Source organism: Actinomadura sp. 9N407, from assembly GCF_044326315.1.
Lineage (GTDB): Bacteria > Actinomycetota > Actinomycetes > Streptosporangiales > Streptosporangiaceae > Spirillospora.
In genome coordinates, this window is record NZ_JBIRAW010000043.1 from 43,022 (window position 1) to 64,308 (window position 21,287).

Genomic DNA, 21,287 nt, shown 5'->3' on the forward strand with positions numbered 1-21,287 from the left:
TCATCACCTCATCAGCTCGTCCCCGGCGGATTCGGGCGGCGGCGGCAGGAGAAACCAGTAGAAGCCGTGGCCCGGCAGCGTCATCAGGTACGGCGCCGCGCCGATCGGCGGGAACCGTACGCCGCCCATGCACTCGATCGGCGCGGCGCCCCGGAAGCGGCGCAGGTCCAGCTCGACCGGCTGCGGGAACCGCGACAGGTTGTTGACGCACAGCACGGTGTCCATGCCGCCCCAGTGGTTGGCCTCGCCGTCGCCCATCTCGCGGACGAACGCCAGCACGCTCGGGTTGGACGCGGTCAGCTCCACGTACGCGCCGACGCCGAACACCGGATGGCGCTGCCGGATCTCGATCATCTTGCGGGTCCAGTGCAGCAGCGAGCCGGGGTTGTTGCGCTGCGCCTCGACGTTGACGGCCTGGTAGCCGTAGATCGGATCCATGATGACCGGCAGGTAGAGCCGGGCCGGATCGCACTGCGAGAACCCCGCGTTGCGGTCCGGGGTCCACTGCATCGGCGTACGGACCGCGTCCCGGTCGCCCAGCCAGATGTTGTCGCCCATGCCGATCTCGTCGCCGTAGTACATGACCGGCGACCCGGGCAGCGACAGCAGCAGCGCGGTGAACAGCTCCAGCTGGTTGCGGTCGTTGTCGAGCAGCGGGGCGAGCCGCCGCCGGATCCCGATGTTGGCCTTCATCCGGGGATCCTTGGCGTACTCGGTGTACATGTAGTCGCGCTCTTCGTCGGTCACCATCTCGAGCGTCAGCTCGTCGTGGTTGCGCAGGAAGATGCCCCACTGGCAGTTCTCGGGGATCTTCGGCGTCTGCGTCATGATCTCCGAGATCGGGTAGCGCTGCTCGCGCCGTACCGCCATGAAGATCCGCGGCATCACCGGGAAGTGGAACGCCATGTGGCACTCGTCGCCGCCGGCGCCCGGATCGCCGAAGTACTCCACCACGTCGGCCGGCCACTGGTTGGCCTCGGCCAGCAGCACCCGGTCGGGATAGAGGCGGTCCACCTCGGCCCGGACGCGCTTGAGGTACGCGTGCGTCTCGGGCAGGTTCTCGCAGTTGGTGCCCTCGCGCTCGTACAGGTACGGCACCGCGTCCAGCCGGAACCCGTCGATGCCCAGGTCCAGCCAGAAGCGCAGGACCTCCAGCATCGCGTCCTGCACGTCGGGATTGTCGAAGTTGAGGTCGGGCTGGTGGGTGAAGAACCGGTGCCAGTAGTACTGGCCGCGCACCGCGTCGTAGGTCCAGTTGGAGACCTCGGTGTCGACGAAGATGATCCGCGCGTCGGCGTACGCCTCGTCCGCGTCGGACCACACGTAGAAGTCGCCGAACGGCCCGTCCGGATCCGTGCGCGAGGCCTGGAACCACGGATGCTGGTCGCTGGTGTGGTTCATCACCAGGTCGGCGATCACCCGGATGCCCCGGGCGTGCGCCTCCTCGATCAGCTCCACGAAGTCGCCGAGCTCCCCGAAGTCCGGCAGGACCTTGGTGAAGTCGGCGATGTCGTACCCGCCGTCCTTGAGCGGCGACTGGTAGATCGGCAGCAGCCACAGGCAGTCGATGCCGAGCCACTGCAGATGGTCCAGCCGCTGGATCAGCCCGCGCAGGTCCCCGTACCCGTCGCCGTTGGAGTCGGCGAACCCGCGCACCGACACCTCGTAGAAGACCGCGGTCTTGAACCAGTGCGGGTCGCGCGGCGTGTCCGGGTCGAAGGCGTCCGGTACGGGCTCGTACGGCGTCTCGATGGCCTCCGGCGGGATCTCGGTGATCCCGTCACGCTCGGATCCGGGCGCCGTCCCGGGGATGGGCGCGGAGCCCCGCTCCGGTCCCGCGTCGTAGTCGGGCCCCAGGTCGTTCTGGGGTCCCGTGGCATATGCAGGCCCCGCGCCGTACTCGGGCGCGGCGGCCGGCACGGACGCCGTGTTGTGGTCGGGCCCCGGGTCGTGATCGGGGCCGGTGTCGAAGTCAGGCCCGGTGTCGTATTCGGGCGCGTCGTGTACGGGCGTGTCGTGTACGGCCACTGCCGCGGGGACCGGCCCCGGCCCCGGCGGAGGGGGGTGATTCGCGTCGCTCAACTCTTGTCTCTCCGCAGCGTGAGGATGTGGGCCGGCTGGACATGGGGATCGAGGCGTACGTAGTTGGACCGCCCCCAGTGGAAGCTCTCACCGGAGAGCTCGTCGATGACGTCGAATCCGGCGTCCTCGTCCAGGCCCAGGGCGGGCAGGTCGAGATGGACGGTCGCCTCCCGTTCCTCGAAGGGATTGAGGTTCACCACGGCGAGCACCACGTCGTCGAACCCGCTGAGCGGGGACGGCTCCTCCGAGCCGCCCGCCGCGTACACGGCCTCGCCGGCGTCGCGCCCGAGGCCGTGCGTCTTGGAGAAGGCGATCAGCTCGGGCTGGTCGGGATGGTGGAACCGCAGCCCGCGCAGGTTGTGCAGCGCGGGATGCGCCCGCCGGATCCCGTTGAGGCGGGACAGGAGCGGTGCGATGCTGCGCCCCTCCCGCTCGGCCTTCTCCCAGTCGCGCGGCCGGTACTGGTACTTCTCCGAATCCCGGTACTCCTCGCTGCCGGGACGGACCGGGGTGTTCTCGATCAGCTCGTAGCCGGAGTACACCCCCCAGGTGGGCGACAGCAGCGCGGCCAGCACGGCCCGGATCTCGAACGCGGGGCGGCCGCCGTGCACCAGGTACTCGTTGAGGATGTCGGGCGTGTTCACGAACACGTTGGGCCGCATGTAGGCGGCGGCCGGCCCGGCCAGCTCGCTGAAGTACTCCTCCAGCTCCTCGCGCGAGTTCTTCCAGGTGAAGTACGTGTACGACTGGTGGAAGCCGATCTTGGCGAGGGTGTGCATCATCGGCGGGCGGGTGAACGCCTCGGCCAGGAACACCACGTCGGGATCGGTCTCGGCGATCTCGGCCAGCAGCCGCTCCCAGAACGGGACGGGCTTGGTGTGCGGGTTGTCCACCCGGAAGATCCGGACCCCGTGCTCCATCCAATGCCGTACCACCCGCAGCACTTCGCGGTATATCCCCTCTGGATCGTTGTCGAAGTTGAGGGGGTAGATGTCCTGGTACTTCTTCGGCGGGTTCTCCGCGTACGCGATCGTGCCGTCGGCGCGCGTGGTGAACCATTCGGGGTGGGCGGAGACCCACGGGTGATCGGGCGCGCACTGCAGCGCCAGATCGATCGCGACCTCCATGCCGAGATCGCCAGCGTACGACACGAACGCGTCGAAGTCCTCGAGGGTGCCCAGCTCAGGGTGGATCGTGTCGTGCCCGCCCTCGGCCGCACCGATCGCCCAGGGCGACCCGGGATCGTACGGACCGGCCTCCAGGGTGTTGTTGGCGCCCTTGCGGAACATCCGGCCGATCGGGTGGATCGGCGGCAGGTAGACGACGTCGAAGCCCATCTCGGCGACCGCGGGGAGCCGCTTCATCGCGGTACGGAACGTGCCCGACATCGGGCCGCGGCGCCCCATCGGGTCGAACGAGGCGCCCTCCGAACGCGGGAAGAACTCGTACCAGGAGCCGATCAGGGCGCGCTCGCGGTGCACCACCAGCGGATGCCATTCGGTGGTCGTGCACAGGTCGCGCAGCGGGTAGCGGAACTCCAGGTCGAGCACGTCGGGATGGCGCGCGGCGTCCATCCGCTCGGCGGGCGGGACGGTGGTGTCGGCCATCAGTTCGGCCAGCCGGACCATCGTCTGGCGGTGCACGGCGGGCTGCTTGGCGGCGGACCGGGCGAACAGCGCCGCGCCTTCGGCCAGCATCAGCTCCACGTCCTGGCCGCGCGGGACCTTGATCTCGGCGTCGTGCCGCCAGTGCGCGATCGGGTCGCCCCACGCCTCGACCCGGTAGTGCCACAGCCCGGTCTCGGTCGGGGTGGCGGTGGTGGCCATCCGGTCGACGCCGTGCGGCTCGGTCTCGGTCATCCGCAGCGGGGGCCGCTTGCGGCCGTCCGGGCCGCGCAGCACCACCTCGGCGCCGAGCATCTCGTGGCCCTCGCGGAACACCGTCGCACTGATCTCGAACGTCTCGCCGACGACCGCCTTGGCCGGCCAGCGCCCGCATCCGACCAGCGGTTCCACGTCCATGATGGGGATGCGGCCCAGTCGCGGCTTCCCTCGGCGTGCGGACGTCCCGGACCTGACCTGCATGCGGCATCCCCTACCCGACGGTGAATTCCAAAACGTCCATGCCCGCGAATCGACGGCTACCGTCCTGTAGCTTGCGATAACTTTGCGTTACTGATCCAGTGCTTAACGAAGACGCCCTTTTCCGGCCGTTGCCACGTACCGGCATTGGTGTTCGGAATGGGTGCTCGGCGTGCGCCCGGGCGGCTCGAACGGCCCGCGCCGGCGGGCGGCTGACCGGGACCGGCCAGGGCGGCGCACACTCCGTGGGACGAATGCCCGGAATGCGGGACACGCGGCGATCATTGCGGCGGGGTTGCTCCGTTTGCCCGTTCTTGACGAAGATCGGTCCCCGAGGTGACGGTCTCGTCGCGTGACTCGCGTTCACCGGCGTGACGCGTCTAGCGTGACGGTACGTGAAGGCCATTCGACGATTCACCGTACGTACCGTCCTGCCGGAGCCGCTCCGCGGGCTCGAGGAGCTGATCCTCAATCTGCGCTGGTCCTGGCACCACGAGACGCTGGACCTGTTCCGTTCGGTGGACCCGGCGCTGTGGGAGTTCGTCGGGCACGATCCGGTGCGGCTGCTCGGCGAGGTCTCGGCCGACCGGCTCGCCCGGCTGTCCGGCGACCGCCGGTTCCTGCGCCGCCTGCAGGACGCGACCGAGGAGCTCAACGACTACCTGACGGCTCCCCGCTGGTACCAGGAGTACGGCGCCGGCCTGGACGCCGAGTCCGGCGAGGCCGGGCCCGGTGCCGGGGCCGCGCCGCGTGCCATCGCGTACTTCTCGCCGGAGTACGGGATCACCGCCGCGCTGCCGCAGTACTCCGGCGGCCTGGGCATCCTGGCGGGCGACCACCTCAAGACGGCCAGCGACCTGGGCGTGCCGATCATCGCGGTCGGGCTGCTCTACCGGCACGGCTACTTCTCGCAGTCGCTGTCGCCGGACGGCTGGCAGTTGGAGCACTACCCGGCGCTGGACCCCAACGGGCTGCCGCTCGCGCTGCTGCGCGAGGACGACGGGACGCCGGTACGGGTCACGATCGGCCTGCCGCACGGCCGCGACCTGCACGCCCAGGTGTGGCTGGCGCGGATCGGCCGCGTACCGCAGCTGCTGCTCGACTCCGACGTCGAGGACAACGACGCCTCCGCGCGCGACATCACCGACCGGCTGTACGGGGGCGGCGGCGACCACCGGCTGCTCCAGGAGATGCTGCTGGGCATCGGCGGCGTCCGGGCGATCCGCGCGTACTGCGAGATCACCGGGTATCCGGCGCCCGAGGTCTTCCACACCAACGAGGGCCACGCCGGCTTCCTCGGCCTGGAACGCATCCGCGAGCTGGCCGCGGAGGAAGGGCTCGGCTTCGACGAAGCTCTGGAGGCCGTACGGGCCGGGACGGTGTTCACCACCCACACCCCCGTGCCGGCGGGCATCGACCGGTTCCCGCGCGAGCTCGTCCAGCGCTACTTCGGCGGCGTCAACGAGGAGGAGGACGTCCCGGTCGAGCGGATCCTGGAGCTCGGCGCCGAGACGTACCCCGAGGGCGACCGCACCGTGTTCAACATGGCCGTCATGGGGATGCGCCTCGCGCAGCGCGTGAACGGCGTCAGCGAGCTGCACGGCCAGGTCAGCCGCGAGATGTTCGGTGGCCTGTGGGGCGGCTTCGACACCTCCGAGGTGCCGATCGGGTCCATCACCAACGGCGTGCACGCGGGCACGTGGGTGGCGCGCGAGGTCATCGACCTGGCGGCCCGCGAGGTGCCCGCGGTCGTGGAGTCCGGTCGCGGCTGGGACGGCGTACGGCGCGTACCGGCGGGCGACATCTGGCGGGTACGGCGCCTGCTGCGCGAGCGCCTGGTGCACGACGCGCGCCGCCGGCTGCGCGAGTCGTGGCGGCGGCGCGGTGCCAGCGAGGCCGAGATCTCCTGGATCTCCGAGGCCCTCGACCCGGACGTGCTGACGATCGGGTTCGCCCGGCGCGTCCCCTCGTACAAGCGGCTCACGCTGATGATGCGCGACCCCGAGCGGCTGCGCGAACTGCTGCTCGACCCCGACCGGCCGGTGCAGATCGTCATCGCGGGCAAGGCGCATCCGGCCGACGAGGGCGGCAAGCGGCTGATCCAGGAGATCGTCCGGTTCGCCGACGGCGAGGACGTCCGGCACCGGATCGTGTTCCTGCCCGACTACGACATGGCGCTCGGCCGCTCCCTCGTCCAGGGCTGCGACGTGTGGATGAACAACCCGTTGCGCCCGCTGGAGGCCTGCGGTACGTCCGGGATGAAGGCGGCGCTGAACGGCGGGCTCAACCTGTCGATCCGGGACGGCTGGTGGGACGAGTGGTACGACGGCCAGAACGGCTGGGCGATCCCGTCCGCCGACGGCCTGGCCGCCCCCGACCGCCGCGACGCGCTGGAGGCCGCCGCGCTGTACGAGCTGATCGAGGACCACGTCGCGGTGACGTTCTACGACCGCGACGCGGCCGGCCTGCCCCGGCGCTGGCTGGAGATGGTCAAGCACACCATCGCCACCCTCGGCCCCAAGGTGCTGGCGACCCGGATGCTCCGCGACTACGTCGAGGACTACTACGTCCCCGCCGCCAGGTCGGCCCGCGCCATGGCGTCCGACGAGTACACCGGCGCCCGTTCCCTGGCCGCGTGGAAGCAGAAGGTGCTCAAGGCCTGGCCCGGCGTGGCGGTCGAGCACGTCGAGTCGAACGGCGAGGACAGCCCGCACGTCGGCGCCCGCCTGTCGGTACGGGTGATGGCCGACCTGGGCGGCCTCGACCCGTCCGACGTCGCCGTGGAGGCCGTGTACGGGCGGGTCGACCCGTCCGACGCGCTGATCGACCCGTCGTACCTGGAACTCGGCGACGGCGAGCCGATCGACGGCGGCCGGATCCGCTACGTCGGGGAGGTCCCGCTGACCCGCAGCGGCGCGTTCGGCTACAGCGTCCGGGTCGTACCGCGCAACCGGCTGCTGGCGGGACGGGCCGAGATGGGCCTGATCGCCCTTCCGCCCGCCCCGCACGGCATGACCAACGGCAACCTGCGCTGACGACGGCTACGCGCCGGCGTCCTCGTCCTCGTCGTCGTCGTCCGGTGGGTCGGGCACCTGCCAGGCGGCGACGAGGGTGGGCAGTGCCGCGGTCGTGAACAGCAGTGCCATGAACAGCAGCGCCGCGGCCGCGCTGGGCACCTCGTTCATGTAGTCCGCGTCCGGCAGCGCCTGCATCACCACGAAGAAGGTGATGAAGATCAGCAGGAGGGTCAGCCGGTGCGCGATCGCGTGCGCCCGCAGCCGGTCGCCGCGCTGCCGCTCGTCCAGCAGGTGTTCGGGCAGCCCGACGGTGCCCCGGGTACCGACCAGCAGCGCCTGCCACAGGACGATGCCCGCCAGCAGGACCACCCCGAGGATCACGAAGCAGGTGATCATCGCAACGTTGCTGGGCGCGAGCGTCCACGAGACCCCCGCGTTCACCCACAGCAGGCCCAGCAGCGCCACCCCGATCCAGACCAGCCGGCGCCTGCCGCTCCGACCGGCGTACCAGCGCGCGGGCTTCTTCTGCATCAGCTCGAGCAGCTGCGCCTCGCGCTTGTTGCGGGGTTCCATCCTGACTCCTTAACTGCTCGTGCTCGTACTGCCGAGCCGGGGGAACGGCTCCAGCGAGAAGACCACCTCGACCGGTACCTCGAAATAGGCGGCGATCCGTAGCGCGAGATGCAGGCTCGGGCTGTACTCGCCGCGCTCCAGGTACCCGATCGTCTGGTAGTGCACCCCCAGCGCGGTGGCCAGGTCCCGGCGCGAGACACCGCGCTCGGCCCTCAGCACCGTGATCCTGTTGTGAACGTTCTCTTTGTCGGCGGACACCGCGTCAGTCTCCCGTCAGAAGGCGCCCTGGGCCGCCCTTCCGCAGCCCGGTGGTCCGGACGACCGGCTCGCTCATGCCTCCACTCCTTTCGTACGACTGCGGTCAACGATAGCAGGAGTACTACATTCCATCGCAAGTGCAGGATGTTCGGTAGTAGGCGAGCGACAGGGGTCGGTGACGGAGGCCGGCGACAGGCGGGGCGGGAACGCAGACCGGCCGGGCTGGCAGGATGGGCGGGTGCGTGCACCGACCTGGCCTCCGCGGGGCCGGACGGCCGACGCGGCGCTGGCCCTGGCCGCCCTGGTCGTCGTCGCCGCCGGGACCCTGCCGAACAGCGCGAGCGGCGTCGAGCGCGGCCTCGTCCCGTGGGCCGGCTGGCCGCTTCTCGTGCTCACATGCGGGTCGCTGTACTGGCGCCGCAGCCATCCGGTGGCGGTGCTGCTGCTCACCATGGCCGCCTGCGGCGTCTACTACCCGCTCAGCGAGCCGGACGGCCCGATCATGCTGGTGTTCGTGATCGCGCTCTACAACGCCGCGGCCCAGGGACGGGTCTGGGTGGCCGGGATCGTCGGCGCCGTCTCGATGGTGGTCACGATGTTCGGCGAGATCCGCAGCGAGGTCAACCATCTGGAGGACGCCGGGCTGTGGCTGATGGCCGGCTGGTTCGTCGCGGTCGTCGCCGTCGGCGCGGTCGTGCACAGCCGCCGTGCCTACCTGCGCGAGGCCGACCAACGCGCCCTCGCCGCCGAGCACGGCCGCGAGGAGGAGGCCCGCCGCCGCGCCACCGAGGAACGGCTGCGCATCGCCCGCGAGGTCCACGACGTCCTCGGCCACAACATCTCGCTGATCAACGTCCAGGCCACCGCGGCACTGCACGGCGGCGACCCCGTCCGGAACCAGGCGGCGCTGGAGGCGATCAAGCAGGCCAGCAAGGAGACCCTGCGCGAGCTGCGGACCACCCTCGGCATGCTGCGCCAGGTGGACGAGGAGGCGCCCACGACCCCGGCGCCCGGGATCGCCCGCCTGGACGATCTGGCCGAACGCACCGCAGCCGCCGGCCCCGCCGTCCGGATCGAGATCGAGGGGGAGCCGAGGCCGCTGCCGGCCGAGACCGATCTCGCCGTCTACCGGATCGTCCAGGAGGCCCTGACCAACGTCACCCGGCACTCCGACGCGACCGAGGTGACGGTCAGGATCCACCACACCGACGCCGACGTACGGGTGGAGATCGGCGACAACGGCTCTCCCGTACCGGCCGAGCAGAACGGCGGCGGGGTCGCCGAGCCGATCGGGACCGGCAGCGGACTGGCCGGCATGCGCGAGCGCGCCGAAGCCCTCGGCGGAACCTTCGACGCCGGGCCGGACGAGCACGGCGGTTATCGCGTCCAAGCCAGCCTTCCATCCCCGGCATCGGGGGACGGGGCGCGCTAGGGCACCTCGCTCCGGTGTTTCCGACCGCCGGTCCGTCAGCCCTCGGAGGCGAGTGCCTCGTACGCGGGCTCCAGTATGTCGACGAGATCCCGGCGGCGCACCCGCACCGCCGGCGGCGTCGCCACCCGCAGGATGAACCCGGTAGGGACGGGCGGCGCGGGCGGCCGCTCTCGAAGCCGGGCCAGTCCGGACGGCGGCGCCCAGAACCCGGCCGCGGTCAGCGGCTCTCCCTCGGCCGCGAGGGGATCGGCGTCGATCGGGCCGGACCCCGGCCTCCGCCGCAACGCCGCCAGCAACTGCTCCTTGGTACGCCCGTTCCAGGCCAGGATCAGGAACGGATCCTCGTCGAACTCCTCCGCCAGCAGGTACAGGACGGCCGCCGCGTGCTTGCACACCTCGCCCCAGTCGGGACAGCTGCACATGATGTGCAGGTCGTCCGCCGACCCGGGGAACAGCGCGATGCCCAGCTCGGCGAACACCCACTCGATCTCCGGTGGCATCTCCCCGGCCAGCAGCCGCGCCTGGAACACCGCCCGGGACGCCAGCTCCTCCTCGGCCCGCCGCCAGCCCGCCTCCGAGATCGCGTCGATCCCGACGGCCACCTCGTACGGCTCCGCGACCGATCCCTGCACCCGCGCGGTCACCTCGTACGGCCCGACCCGGAGATCGATGACCTGCCCCTTGCGCGCGTACGACCGGCCCCGCTGGAGCCGTCCGGAGTCGGCGAACGACTCGACCACGTCGATGAACCGGCGCGACCACCACTCCGCCCCGATCGACCCGCGCCGTGTCCGCGCCTTGATCCCGTCCGCCTCGATCGGCTCCCGCCACGGAAAGTCGGCCATCAGTCGCTCACCCTGCCCTCGCTGGGGGACGGCCCCGCATCAGTCACTCACCCTGTTCTCTCTGGGGGGACGACCCCAGGCCCCCGGTCGCGACGGCGCGCATCAGTCGCTCACCGCTTCGGGCGACAGCCGCAGCACCTCGCGGAGGTCGGCGACCGACAATTCGGTGAGCCAGTCCTCGCCGGTGCCGACGATGGAATCGGCCAGGGCCTTCTTGCGTTCGATCATCTCGTCGACCCGCTCCTCCATGGTGCCGACGCAGATGAACTTGCGGACCTGGACGTTCTTGGTCTGGCCGATCCGGAACGCGCGGTCGGTCGCCTGGTCCTCGACCGCGGGGTTCCACCAGCGGTCGACGTGCACGACGTGGTTGGCGGCCGTCAGGGTCAGCCCGGTGCCGGCCGCCTTCAGCGACAGCAGGAAGATCGACGGCTCGGTGTCGTCCTGGAAGCTCCGGACCAGCTCGTCGCGCTGGTCCCTGGACGTCCCGCCGTGCAGCCACAGGACGGGCCGTTCGAGCCGGGACGCCAGGTAGGGGCGCAGCATCGAGCCGAACTCCGCGTACTGGGTGAAGACCAGGGCCTTCTCGCCCTGCTCCAGGACCTCCGCGCAGATCTCCTCGAGCCGTTCCAGCTTGCCCGACCGGCCGGGCAGCCGCGAGCCGTCCTTGAGCAGGTGCGCCGGGTGGTTGCAGACCTGCTTGAGCTTGGCCATCGTCGCCAGGACGAGACCGCGCCGCTGCTTCTCATCACTCTCGGCGATCTGCGCGAGCATGTCGTCGAGCGTGGCCTGGTAGAGCGAGGCCTGCTCGGTGGTGAGGTTGCAGTAGACCTTGATCTCCTGCTTCTCCGGCAGGTCCGAGATGATCGACTTGTCGGTCTTGAGGCGGCGCAGCACGAACGGCTGGGTGGCCCGGCGCAGCGCCAGCGCGGCCCGCTCGTCGCCGTTCCGCTCGATCGGGATCGCGAACCGTTCACGGAACGCCGAGCGCGGCCCGAGCAGCCCCGGATTGGCGAACTCCATGATCGACCACAGCTCGGTCAGGTGGTTCTCCACCGGCGTGCCGGTCAGCGCGAGCCGGGTGCGGGCCGGAATGCTCCGTACGGCACGGGCCTGGCGGGTGCCGCTGTTCTTGAGCGCCTGCGCCTCGTCGCAGACGACCCGGCCCCACTCGATCCGCGCGAGCATCTCCGCGTCGCGGGCGGCGGTCCCGTAGGTGGTGATGACCAGATCGGCCCGCGCGACGGCCTCCACCAGCTCCTGGTCGCGATGCCGTCCCGTCCCGTGGTGGATGTACACCCGCAGCTTGGGCGTGAACCGCGCCGCCTCCCGCTGCCAGTTGCCCACCAGCGACATCGGCCCCACCAGCAGCGTGGGACACGGCACCTCGGGCCCGTCCCGCTCGGCCGCCAGCAATGCCAGAGTTTGGGCGGTTTTTCCGAGTCCCATCGAGTCCGCCAGGATGCCGCCCAGGCCGAGGCGTTCGAGGAAGGCGAGCCAGGCAAGGCCGCGTTCCTGGAACGGGCGGAGGGTGCCGTTGAAGCCCTCCGGGGTCGTCATGGGGGTGAGGCGGCGGTCGGATTCGCCGCTCAGCAGGTCGCCGAACGTACCGTCGGCGTCCACCTCCACGAGGGGGAGGCCCTCGTCGCCGGCGTGGATGACGGCGCGCATCGCCTCGGCGGCGGTCATCGTGCCGCGGCGGGGATGGCGGAGGAAGTCGAGGGCCGCCTCCAGCTGCTCCTCGCCCAGCTCGACCCACTGGCCGCGCAGCCGTACGAGGGGCGTCTTCAGGCGGGCCAGCTCCTCGAGCTCGGCCTCACCGATGGCGGCGTCGCCGATCGCCAGATCCCAGCGGAAATCGACCATGCCCTGCAGGTCGAAGCCGGACGACGCGGCGGCGCCGGAGCCCTCGTCCTGGGTACGGGTCGTGAGCTTCATGCCCAGCTTGGCCTTGCCCGCCCACTGGGGGAGCAGGACGCCGAAGCCGGCGGCCGACAGCAGCGGGGCCGCCTGGCGCAGGAAGCGGAACGCGCCCGCGGTGTCGAGGGTCAGCTCGTACGGGGTGGTGACGTCGAGCGCGGGGGACATGTCGGGGAACAGCCGCAGCGCGCGGCCGAGGCCGGCCAGCAGCGTCTCCTCGGCCTCGGGGATCGAGGTGGCCTCACCGGCCCAGACCATGGACGCGGGGACGTAGAGGCTCGGGTCCTCGGTGCCCTGGAGTGCGAACTCCACGCGCCAGGAGTCGCTCGGCGGGTCTCCCTCGAACGTCCAGGTTGCGGCCGCCTCCACGGCATCCGGCTCGCCGTCCCCGCCGGGCTCACCGGACTCACCGGGGCGCGGCTCGGCCAGGCGGAAGCAGACGCGCAGGGGGCCGGCGGGGCGGCGGGACGCGGCGGCCCAGGCGTCCAGCTCGGCGATGAGCTCGCCCGGATCGTCGCGTGCCTCGCGGGCGACCTCGGGGGACGGGCCGGTGAGGGCCTCCACCCAGCGTTCGGCGAGGGGCAGGCGGTCGGGGACCTTGCCGCGGCGGGGCGGGAGGAGCGGGTGCGGGACCACGCCCCGTACGGCGGTGTCGACCAGGCCGGACAGGGCCTCGCGCAGGACCGTGGCGGCCGGGCGCCCTCCGCCGGCGGCGCGGCACGCGGACGGCATCGCCTCGACGAGGTCGTGGAAGCGGGCCACGTCGTCGAGCACGGGGTGCCAGCGCGCCATCAGGTCGCCGTCCTCGCGCAGCAGGCGCGGCAGGACGCGGCCGCGCTCGGCGAGGTGGACGGCCTCGTCCGCCAGCAGGCACAGGTAGCGCAGGTCGGTGCCCGGAATCACATCGGCGGCATGCTCGGCGGACTGGAGCAGGGCCATGGCCGGGAACGGCTCCAGCACCAGCGCGGGCACCCGCCACTCGCGCAGCTCCGGCTCGGCGTCGGACGGGCGGGGCCCCAGCTCGGCCGAGGGCGACGGGGCGCCGCCGATGGTGGGGAGCGTCATCGTCAGCTCGACCCGGATGGCGCCGCCGACGAGCGGCTCGTAGGACGTACCGGCGAAGTCGCGGCTCGCGAACGGGTGCGTCGCGGCGGGCGCGGCAGGGTCCTGCGCGGAGCCGGGGTCGTACGGTCCCGTGCGCTCGGCCCACAGGCACAGGGCGCCGCCGTGCCACGTGGCGTGCGCGACGAGCATGATGAGAATCCCCTGGTTGTGCAGCTGAGATGGCCGGTCAAGAAGGTACCAGCGGGGTGTGACAGGGCATGCGGTTACGCTCGTGCGTGCAGCGATCAAGACGGAGCGGTCAATGGGAGGGCGTTGTGGAGTTCGTACGGGTTGAGGTCGAGGACGGCATCGCGACGATCCGGCTGGACCGGCCGAAGATGAACGCCCTCAACGCGCGGATGCAGACCGAGCTGATCGAGGCGGCCCGCGAGGTGACGCAGGACACCACGGTCAGCGCGGTGATCCTGTACGGCGGGGAGAAGGTGTTCGCGGCCGGCGCCGACATCAAGGAGATGGCCGGGATGTCGTACGCGGAGATGTCCAGCGGGCACTCCCGGCTGCTGCAGGACTTCGCCAAGGCGCTGGCCGGGATCCCCAAGCCGGTGATCGCCGCGGTGAACGGCTATGCCCTGGGCGGCGGCCTGGAGGTGGCGCTGACCGCCGACTTCCGGGTGGCGGGCGAGGGCGCCAAGGTCGGCCAGCCGGAGATCCAGCTCGGCATCATCCCGGGCGCCGGCGGCACCCAGCGGCTGGCGCGGCTGATCGGCCCGGCCCGGGCCAAGGACCTGATCTTCTCGGGACGGCACGTGCCCGCCGCCGAGGCCCTGGAGATCGGCCTGGTGGACAAGGTCGTACCGGACGACCAGGTCTACGCGGCGGCGAAGGAGTGGGCGGCGACGTTCGTCGGCGGCCCGGCGATCGCGCTGCGGGCGGCCAAGCAGGCCATCGACGCGGGCTGGGAGGTCGACCTCGGTACCGGGCTGGAGATCGAGCGGACGCAGTTCGCGGCGCTGTTCGCCACCGACGACCAGAAGGAAGGCATGCGCAGCTTCGTGGAGGAGGGCCCCGGCAAGGCCACGTTCACCGGCCGCTGACCGGCGACCTTCACCGCCGCCCGGGATGTTGACTCGTGGCGTATTCGCCTGGATCGACATGGCCAGAGGCGAACACGCCACGAGTCAACGTAGGCGGGAGCTCGGCGGCCACGCGGAAGTCGATGCGGACGTCGCGGTAGGTCGTGCCCGCCCGTACCTGATCGGGCAGGTTCGTACGGGTGCTGCCCGCTGCGGACTCGCCCTCGGGCTCGGCCCTGTGGGCGGCGTCCACCTCGGGGGCCTCGCGGAAGACCAGCTCGTCCGCCCGGGCCGTCGCGGTGATCTCCACGTCCGCGCGTTCGGGGCGTTCCGGTTTCTGGCCGGTGCCGGTGCCGATGTCCCGCAGCGCCGAGCCCGCGCCCCGGGTGATGTCCCTGATGATCTCCGGGTTCTGGTCGATGGTGCGCAGCACGCGTTCGATGATCGCGGCCACGTTGTCCAGCCGGACCTTCAGCAGTGCCCGAATGTCCTGGTTAAGCGCCTGTTCGGGGAGTGCGCCAGCCGGATTCCGCGCCGCTGGGCAGGGCGCGTTCCTGGGCGTCGACGACCTCGTCGGCGTACAGCTCGGCCCAGCGGCCGAGGGCCAGGATGGGCTCCAGCAGGCCGCGGCCGGGCGCGGTCAGTTCGTACTCGACGCGGGGCGGGGCCTCGGCGTAGCGGTGCCGGACGACCAGGCCGTTGCGTTCGAGGCGGCGCAGCGTTTCGGTGAGCACCTTGTGGCTGATGCCGCCGATCCGCTCCCGCAGGTCGCCCGGACGCAGCGGGCCCTCGCGCAGCACGTACAGCACCACGCTGGTCCAGGTGCCGCCGAGCAGGTCGAAACCGAGCCGTGCCTGGCAGTCGGCCATGTAAACGCGGTCCATGCCTCTGTGATCAATGCCGGCCGTCATCTCACCCTCATCCTGCCCGCGCCGTTACGTACCGGAAGGTGCGTAACGGAACGCCTAGCGTCCGGATCGAACGTTAATCGACGGCCGGGAGGTCAGAATGCGGATCGGAGTGCTGGGCGCCGGGAACATGGCCGATGCCCTCGCGACGCAGTGGGCGCGTGCCGGACACGAGGTGCTGATCGGGGCGCGTACGCCGGACAAGGCGGCCGCCCTTGCGGAACGGATCGGGCCCGGAGCCACGGGCGGTGGGCTGAGGGAGGCGGCGGAGTTCGGGGAAGCGGTGCTCCTGGCCGTCCGGTACGAGGGCGTCGCCGACGCGTTGCGGCAGGCGGGAGCGCTGGACGGGCGGGTGCTCATCGACTGCACCAACGCGACGGGCCCGCCGGACTTCACGCTCAAGCGGCCCGCGATGGCCCGGTGGATCTCGGAGCTGGTCCCCGGCGCTCGGGTGGTGAAGGCGTTCAACCTCTGCCACGAGAGCGTGTGGCGGCGGACCCCGCCGCCCGTGGGGGTGCCGCTCTGCGGGGACGATCCCGAGGCCGTGGCGGTGGTCGAACGGCTGGTACGGGAAATGGGCTGCGAGCCGCTGCACGGCGGCGGGCTCGATCGGGCCGGTCTGCTGGAGGCCTCGGCGGCGTTCGCGCTCGGTGTCTACTTCGGCGGTCCGCGGCCGGGGGATCCGCGGGAGATGTTCCCGCCGATAGAGATCGCTACCGAAGGCGTTGGACCGATCGCAACGGAGTCGGCCAGCCGCTAGCATCCCGCCATGCATCAGGCGTACCGCACGGCGCTCGTCACCGGCGCTTCCAGCGGCATCGGCGAGAGCTTCGCCCGGATCCTGGCCGGCCGCGGCGCCGACCTGGTGATCGTGGCGCGGCGGGCGGACCTGCTGGACGAGCTGGCGCGCGAGCTGGTCGAGCGGTACCGGGTGGCGGTCGAGGTCGTGGCCGCCGACCTCACCGATCCCGCGCAGCGCGGCGCCGTCGAGCGGCGGCTGCGCGAGGATCCGGTGGAGCTGCTGGTCAACAACGCCGGGTACGGGGCGTTCGGGTCGTTCGCCGAGCTGCCGCTGGACGACCAGCTGCGCGAGATCGAGCTGAACGTGGTCGCGCTGGTACGCCTCACCCATGTCGCGCTCCCCGCGATGATCGCGCGGGGGCGCGGCGGGGTCCTGAACGTGGCGTCGATGGCGGGGTTCGCTCCGTCGCCCGGCAGCGCGACCTACGGGGCGACCAAGGCGTACGTCAGCGCCTTCTCGGAGAACCTGCACGCGGAGGTGGCGGGCAAGGGCGTGCATGTCACCGCCTTGTGCCCTGGCTTCACCCGTACGGACGAGGAATCGGAGGCGGGCCTGCTCTGGCTCCGCCGAGCCGATGTGGCCGAGGCCGGTCTGGACGCGGTTTCGGCGGGACGCGCGCTGTGCGTTCCGGGGGCCCAGTACAAGGCGGTGCTGCCCGCGCTGCGGATGATGCCGCGGCCGCTCCTCAGGGCCGCCGCCAACCGGATGTGGCAGCAGGCCGCCGGAACCAGGTGACCCTGGGTTTAGGTGACCCTGGGTTTAGGTGACACTGGGGTGAGGGCCGGTGGCTCCGGGCTCAATATGACCGAGTGATAAGGGCCACTCCTGTTTCTCTGCGCAGGTCTACAAGAAATGGGCCGCCGTGATTGTGAAGGCTGTGACTTGACGTTGCGGACACGGGTGGCGAGCATCGAAACCTACGCTCAAGTAGGTTGTGTGACGATCGCACTGACCTGCTGGGACCGCACTTCGTGCCGCTGACACGGGGAGCCGCTGACGCGGCCGCCGTGACGTACGGCACCTGACTCGTACAGCGACCCGACTCGTACAGCGAAGGATGCAGGCATGCCCGAGACGTTCCAGACCAAGCTGATGCTCGACCTTGAGCCGGTGGTGGAGAAGGAGCTCGACCGGCATCTGGCGACCGCCAAGGAATGGTTCCCGCACGACTACGTACCGTGGAGCCAGGGCCGCGACTTCGAGATGCTCGGCGGCGAGGCCTGGTCGATCGAGGACTCCAAGATCAGCAGCGAGGCGCGCGATTCGCTCATCGTCAACCTGCTGACCGAGGACAACCTGCCCGGTTACCACCGCGCGATCGCCGAGGTGTTCGGCCGCGACGGCGCGTGGGGGACGTGGGTCAACCGCTGGACCGCCGAGGAGAACCGGCACGGCATCGTCATCCGCGACTACCTCACGGTGACCCGCGCGGTCGACCCGGTGGCGCTGGAGCGGGCCCGGATGCACCACATGGAGGTGGGGTACGAGGCGACGCACGGCACCTCGTTCCTGCACGGGGCGGCGTACGTGTCGTTCCAGGAGCTGGCCACCCGGGTGGCGCACCGCAACACCGGCAGGGCGTCGGGCGAGCCGCTCTGCGAGCAGATGCTCACCCGCGTCGCGGCCGACGAGAACCTGCACATGATCTTCTACCGCAACCTGCTGGCCGCCTGCCTGGAGCTGGCGCCCAACGAGACGATGCGGGCGATCACCGATGTGGTGAAGGCGTTCGAGATGCCCGGGCACAGCATCGAGGGTTTCCTGCGCAAGTCGGTGGTGATCGCCAACGCGGGCATCTACGACCTGCGGCTGCACCATGACGACGTGCTCACGCCGGTACTGCGCAAGTGGGGCGTCTTCGACCGTACCGACCTCAGCGACGACGGCGACAAGGCCCGCGAGGAGCTGGCCGAGTTCCTGAGCCAGCTCGACGCCGCCGCGACCAAGTTCGAGGACCGCCGCGAGGAGCGCCGCGCCCGCCGGGCGGCCCGCGCCGCCGGCTGACCCCACCCGGCTCGGCGGCCCGGCTCGGCGGCCAGGCCCCGAACGATCGGAACGTATGCCGTGTTTCCGGCGTCATAGGGATTATGGGGACGAATCGGCGACTGGGCGGGTATCGGTTGCTGGACGAGATCGGCCGGGGGAGCACCTCGGTCGTCCATCTGGCCATGGACTCCGCCGGCCGCGAGGTCGCGGTCAAGGAGCTCATGGCCGAGTACGCCGCCGAGCCCGAGGGACGCCGGCGGCTCGCCCGCGAGATGGCCACCCAGGCCAGGGTCCGCAGCCCGTACGTGGCGCGGCTTCTGGACGGCGACGTGGAGGGGGAGCGGCCGTACGTGGTGATGCAGTACGTGCCCGGCCAGCCGCTCGGCGACCTGGTCGCGGCCTACGGGCCGTTCCGCGGCGCGCGCCTGCTCCGGCTGGCGCGGCGGCTGGCGCTCGGCCTGGCGGCCGTCCACGACGCGGGCGTGCTGCACCGCGACATGGCGCCGGGGAACGTGATCGTCCTCGGCGACCGGCCCGCGCTGATCGACTTCGGGATCGCGCACGGCGCCGGCGCCGACAAGATCACCAAGCGCGGCATGGTGGTCGGTACCCCGGCCTACCTGTCCCCGGAGCTGATCGAGGGCGAGCCGGCGACGGCCGCCTCGGACGTGTTCTCCTGGGCCGCCACGCTGGCCTGCGCGGCCACCGGGCGCCCGCCGTTCGGCCGGGGATCGCTGCACGGCACCTGCTTTCGCATCCTGCGCGGCGAGCACGACCTCGACGGGATCTCCGGGCCGCTGGCGGAGTTGCTGCCGCTCGGCCTGCGGCGCGACCCGGCGGCGCGGCCGACCGCCCGGTGGTTCGCCGGCGCGCTCGCCCAGGCGAGCGGCGAGCCGGACCAATCCGGACGGGTGGTGGCGGCATAGCCCACCTGCGGCCGGACCCGCATGCCGCGCACGGCGGCCATGCGGAACGGCCATGGCGCACCGCCTGGCCCGAGAGGCGAAGGTAGGGTTCCGTAAAACGATGAAGGGGGTTGCCACGTCCGGGGAGCGCATCGGCCACTACCGCGTCCAGGAGACTCTGGGGGAGGGCGGTATGGGCGTCGTGTACCTCGGCGCCGATCCCGAGGGACGCAACGTCGCCATCAAGGTGCTGCGGCCCGCCGTCGCGGGTGACGCCACCGCGCGCCGCCGGCTGGCCCGCGAGGTCGACTCGATGCGGCGGGTGCACAGCCCGCACGTCGCCGAGATCCTCGACGCCGACGTCACCGCCGACCGGCCCTACATCGTCACCCAGTACGTACCGGGGCGCACGCTCGAGGAGCAGGTGGAGGAGGCCGGCCCGATCTACGGGCGGTCCCTGCAGCGGCTGGCGGTCGGGCTGGCCTCGGCGCTGTCGGCGATCCACGGCGCCGGGATCATCCACCGCGACCTCAAGCCGGGCAACGTCATGCTGGTCGACAGCGAGCCGGTGGTCATCGACTTCGGCATCGCGCAGGGCGCGGACGCGACCCGGCTGACCGCCACCGGGATGGTCATCGGTACCCCCGGCTACCTGGCCCCCGAGATCATCGAGGGCGAGGACGCGGGCGCGGCGTCGGACGTGCACGCCTGGGCCGGCACGGTGGCCTACGGCGCCACCGGACGGCCGCCGTTCGGCTCCGGGACGTTCGAGTCGATCTTCTACAAGATCATGTCGGGGAGCCCCGATCTGGACGGCGTCCCCGAGGGGCTGCTGCCGGTGCTGCGCTCGGCGATGGCCCGCCATCCCGCCGAACGGCCCACCGCGGTCGGCCTGGTCCAGATCACCCGCAAGATCCACCTCGAGGCCACGCTCACCGACCAGACCCGGGTCGACGAGCACTACACGCTCCCGGACGGAGCCGCGCAGGCCGCCCCGGCCGCGTCCGCGTCCGCGGCGGCCCCCTCGACCTCGCAGCCGACCGAACGGCCCCCGACCGACCACGCCCAGACCTTCTCCATGCCGCCGTCGACGTCCCAGCCGGGCCCCTCGTACACGGGTCCTTCAGGCACGGGTCCTTCAGGCACGGGTCCTTCAGGCACGGGTCCCGCAGGCACGGGCGCCCCAGGCACGGGTCCAACGGGCGCCGGTGCTGCGGCACCCGTTCCGGCGCCCATCCCGGCCGCGCCCGTCCCGTCGCAGCCCAAGGACTTCAAGGGCATGCTGCCCCCGGCCGCGCCGCCGCCGGTGCCGCCGCCCGGGCCGAGCCCGTACGAGACGGGGCAGCGGTACGACCAGGGCTGGTACGACCAGGCGTCCTACTCGCCGTACCAGCAGCCTCCGCAGACACAGCAGCCTCCGCACACCCAGCAACCTCCGCAGGCACAGCAGCCGCCGCAGGGCGGCGCGCTCCAGCGGGGCGCTCCTCCGCCTGGGCAGCCCGCCCCGTACGACCCGTACGGGCGCGGTACGCAGCCGAGGCCCGACCAGCGGCCGGGGGAGGCGCAGCGTCCCGGGGCACGTCCGGACGGCAAGGACGCGCCCAAGCCGTACGGCTGGTACCGGGTGCTCAGCTTCATCGTCCTGGTCGCGTTGCTCGGCTTCGCCAACATCGTCCCGGCGATCGCCGTGGCCGTCACGGTCGTGGGCGTGCTGGTGCTGAGGGCGGGCGACAAGGCCGCCAAGGGCATGGAAGGCAAGCGGACCCGGCGCGGCCCGCGTTCCGGCGACGTGATGGCCGCCGCGTTCAAGACACCACTGCACCTGCCCGGTGCCTTGATGATGACGCTGCTGCTGGGCGGGCTGAGCATCCTGGCGGGGCTGATCCTGCTCGTGGTGCTCATGTTCGCCGCGCCCGACATGACCGCCTCGCGGGCGATCGCCTACTCCTGCATGGCCGTGATCCTGCTGCTCAGCCTGGCGCCGGGCAGCGGCGCGCCGCGCCGCCAGCTGGCCCGGGTGTGGGGCGGGGTGCTGCCGCGTACGGAGGCGGCGCTGGCGGGCGCCCTGATCCTGGGCATCTTCGCGACCGTGCTGGTGATCCTGTCGCAGCAGCAGCCGCCCGACACCACCCCGCTGGACGGCATGTCGCAGAACCTCGAAGACTTGCGCGCCGACATCCGCGAGTTGGTCAGCGGCGGCGTCCCGTTCATTTAAGACCCGGCTCAGGTGCTCGCCTGGCGGCTCGCACCTGACCGGTTCCTGTGCGAGCGCGGCTCGCGCGGTGGCTGAGGACACTTCGAGATCTCATCCCACCGCCTTCCGGGACACGCCTGATAGGG

The 21,287-nt window shown here is 71.6% G+C and carries 16 protein-coding genes; 8 read left to right on the forward strand and 8 right to left on the reverse strand.

What is annotated here, in order from left to right:
* Window positions 1-3 precede the first annotated feature (3 nt).
* Together treS and ACH34Q_RS41890 are read right to left on the reverse strand one after the other, a co-directional pair.
* On the reverse strand, window positions 4-1,752 hold the full coding sequence (gene treS, locus ACH34Q_RS41885; RefSeq protein ID WP_395988804.1) for a maltose alpha-D-glucosyltransferase: 1,749 nt from the start codon (window positions 1,750-1,752) through the stop codon (window positions 4-6).
* 326 nt (window positions 1,753-2,078) lie between these two features.
* Window positions 2,079-4,103 carry an alpha-1,4-glucan--maltose-1-phosphate maltosyltransferase gene (locus ACH34Q_RS41890; protein WP_395988774.1) on the reverse strand — a complete coding sequence of 675 codons (2,025 nt, stop codon included), beginning with the start codon at window positions 4,101-4,103 and terminating at the stop codon, window positions 2,079-2,081.
* A gap of 455 nt (window positions 4,104-4,558) precedes the next feature.
* Here ACH34Q_RS41890 and glgP point away from each other — a divergent pair, with 455 nt between their 5' ends.
* Window positions 4,559-7,198, forward strand: a complete 2,640-nt coding sequence (gene glgP / locus ACH34Q_RS41895) for an alpha-glucan family phosphorylase (protein WP_395988775.1) — start codon at window positions 4,559-4,561, stop codon at window positions 7,196-7,198.
* A 6-nt stretch (window positions 7,199-7,204) separates the two neighbouring features.
* Here the strand turns inward: glgP and ACH34Q_RS41900 are convergent, their stop codons facing one another.
* Both ACH34Q_RS41900 and ACH34Q_RS41905 read right to left on the reverse strand, forming a co-directional pair.
* Window positions 7,205-7,753, reverse strand: coding sequence for a hypothetical protein (locus tag ACH34Q_RS41900; protein ID WP_395988776.1), 549 nt, complete (start codon window positions 7,751-7,753; stop codon window positions 7,205-7,207).
* Between the two features lie 9 nt (window positions 7,754-7,762).
* Window positions 7,763-8,011 (reverse strand): helix-turn-helix transcriptional regulator, encoded by a 249-nt coding sequence (locus ACH34Q_RS41905; RefSeq protein WP_395988777.1) that lies wholly within the window; start codon window positions 8,009-8,011, stop codon window positions 7,763-7,765.
* Between the two features lie 238 nt (window positions 8,012-8,249).
* Between ACH34Q_RS41905 and ACH34Q_RS41910 the strand changes: the two genes are divergently transcribed.
* Window positions 8,250-9,443, forward strand: a complete 1,194-nt coding sequence (locus tag ACH34Q_RS41910) for a sensor histidine kinase (protein WP_395988778.1) — start codon at window positions 8,250-8,252, stop codon at window positions 9,441-9,443.
* A 35-nt stretch (window positions 9,444-9,478) separates the two neighbouring features.
* Here ACH34Q_RS41910 and ACH34Q_RS41915 read toward each other — a convergent pair whose 3' ends face one another.
* Together ACH34Q_RS41915 and ACH34Q_RS41920 are read right to left on the reverse strand one after the other, a co-directional pair.
* A complete protein-coding gene (locus ACH34Q_RS41915; RefSeq protein ID WP_395988779.1) occupies window positions 9,479-10,288 on the reverse strand; it encodes an SWIM zinc finger family protein in 810 nt (269 codons plus the stop codon).
* Between the two features lie 102 nt (window positions 10,289-10,390).
* Complete coding sequence (locus tag ACH34Q_RS41920; RefSeq protein ID WP_395988780.1) at window positions 10,391-13,462, reverse strand: DEAD/DEAH box helicase; 3,072 nt, start codon at window positions 13,460-13,462, stop codon at window positions 10,391-10,393.
* 68 nt (window positions 13,463-13,530) lie between these two features.
* Here ACH34Q_RS41920 and ACH34Q_RS41925 point away from each other — a divergent pair, with 68 nt between their 5' ends.
* A complete protein-coding gene (locus ACH34Q_RS41925; RefSeq protein ID WP_395988781.1) occupies window positions 13,531-14,367 on the forward strand; it encodes an enoyl-CoA hydratase/isomerase family protein in 837 nt (278 codons plus the stop codon).
* Between the two features lie 10 nt (window positions 14,368-14,377).
* Here ACH34Q_RS41925 and ACH34Q_RS41930 read toward each other — a convergent pair whose 3' ends face one another.
* Together ACH34Q_RS41930 and ACH34Q_RS41935 are read right to left on the reverse strand one after the other, a co-directional pair.
* Window positions 14,378-14,800, reverse strand: coding sequence for a hypothetical protein (locus ACH34Q_RS41930; RefSeq protein WP_395988782.1), 423 nt, complete (start codon window positions 14,798-14,800; stop codon window positions 14,378-14,380).
* A gap of 40 nt (window positions 14,801-14,840) precedes the next feature.
* On the reverse strand, window positions 14,841-15,230 hold the full coding sequence (locus ACH34Q_RS41935) for a winged helix-turn-helix transcriptional regulator (protein ID WP_395988783.1): 390 nt from the start codon (window positions 15,228-15,230) through the stop codon (window positions 14,841-14,843).
* A gap of 124 nt (window positions 15,231-15,354) precedes the next feature.
* Between ACH34Q_RS41935 and ACH34Q_RS41940 the strand changes: the two genes are divergently transcribed.
* The 5 genes from ACH34Q_RS41940 (at window position 15,355) to ACH34Q_RS41960 (ending at window position 21,162) form a co-directional block, all read left to right on the forward strand.
* Entirely contained in the window at window positions 15,355-16,014 is a 660-nt protein-coding gene (locus ACH34Q_RS41940; protein WP_395988784.1) for an NADPH-dependent F420 reductase, read from the forward strand.
* Between the two features lie 9 nt (window positions 16,015-16,023).
* The gene (locus tag ACH34Q_RS41945; protein WP_395988785.1) at window positions 16,024-16,791 is read left to right on the forward strand and encodes an SDR family NAD(P)-dependent oxidoreductase; all 768 of its coding nucleotides are present in this window, start codon (window positions 16,024-16,026) and stop codon (window positions 16,789-16,791) included.
* 330 nt (window positions 16,792-17,121) lie between these two features.
* Entirely contained in the window at window positions 17,122-18,060 is a 939-nt protein-coding gene (locus tag ACH34Q_RS41950; protein ID WP_395988786.1) for an acyl-ACP desaturase, read from the forward strand.
* A 116-nt stretch (window positions 18,061-18,176) separates the two neighbouring features.
* Entirely contained in the window at window positions 18,177-18,968 is a 792-nt protein-coding gene (locus ACH34Q_RS41955) for a serine/threonine-protein kinase (protein WP_395988787.1), read from the forward strand.
* 100 nt (window positions 18,969-19,068) lie between these two features.
* Entirely contained in the window at window positions 19,069-21,162 is a 2,094-nt protein-coding gene (locus ACH34Q_RS41960; RefSeq protein WP_395988788.1) for a serine/threonine-protein kinase, read from the forward strand.
* Window positions 21,163-21,287 lie beyond the last annotated feature (125 nt).

Bases quoted from the DNA above. Each gene is read 5' to 3' on its own strand.
- ACH34Q_RS41890 (WP_395988774.1), bottom strand. From the start codon at position 4,103: ATGGACGTGGAACCGCTGGTCGGATGCGGGCGCTGGCCGGCCAAGGCG.
- ACH34Q_RS41900 (WP_395988776.1), bottom strand. From the start codon at position 7,753: ATGGAACCCCGCAACAAGCGCGAGGCGCAGCTGCTCGAGCTGATGCAG.
- ACH34Q_RS41915 (WP_395988779.1), bottom strand. From the start codon at position 10,288: ATGGCCGACTTTCCGTGGCGGGAGCCGATCGAGGCGGACGGGATCAAG.
- ACH34Q_RS41920 (WP_395988780.1), bottom strand. From the start codon at position 13,462: ATGCTCGTCGCGCACGCCACGTGGCACGGCGGCGCCCTGTGCCTGTGG.
- ACH34Q_RS41925 (WP_395988781.1), top strand. From the start codon at position 13,531: ATGCGGTTACGCTCGTGCGTGCAGCGATCAAGACGGAGCGGTCAATGG.
- ACH34Q_RS41935 (WP_395988783.1), bottom strand. From the start codon at position 15,230: ATGGACCGCGTTTACATGGCCGACTGCCAGGCACGGCTCGGTTTCGAC.
- ACH34Q_RS41940 (WP_395988784.1), top strand. From the start codon at position 15,355: ATGCGGATCGGAGTGCTGGGCGCCGGGAACATGGCCGATGCCCTCGCG.
- ACH34Q_RS41945 (WP_395988785.1), top strand. From the start codon at position 16,024: ATGCATCAGGCGTACCGCACGGCGCTCGTCACCGGCGCTTCCAGCGGC.
- ACH34Q_RS41950 (WP_395988786.1), top strand. From the start codon at position 17,122: ATGCCCGAGACGTTCCAGACCAAGCTGATGCTCGACCTTGAGCCGGTG.
- ACH34Q_RS41960 (WP_395988788.1), top strand. From the start codon at position 19,069: ATGAAGGGGGTTGCCACGTCCGGGGAGCGCATCGGCCACTACCGCGTC.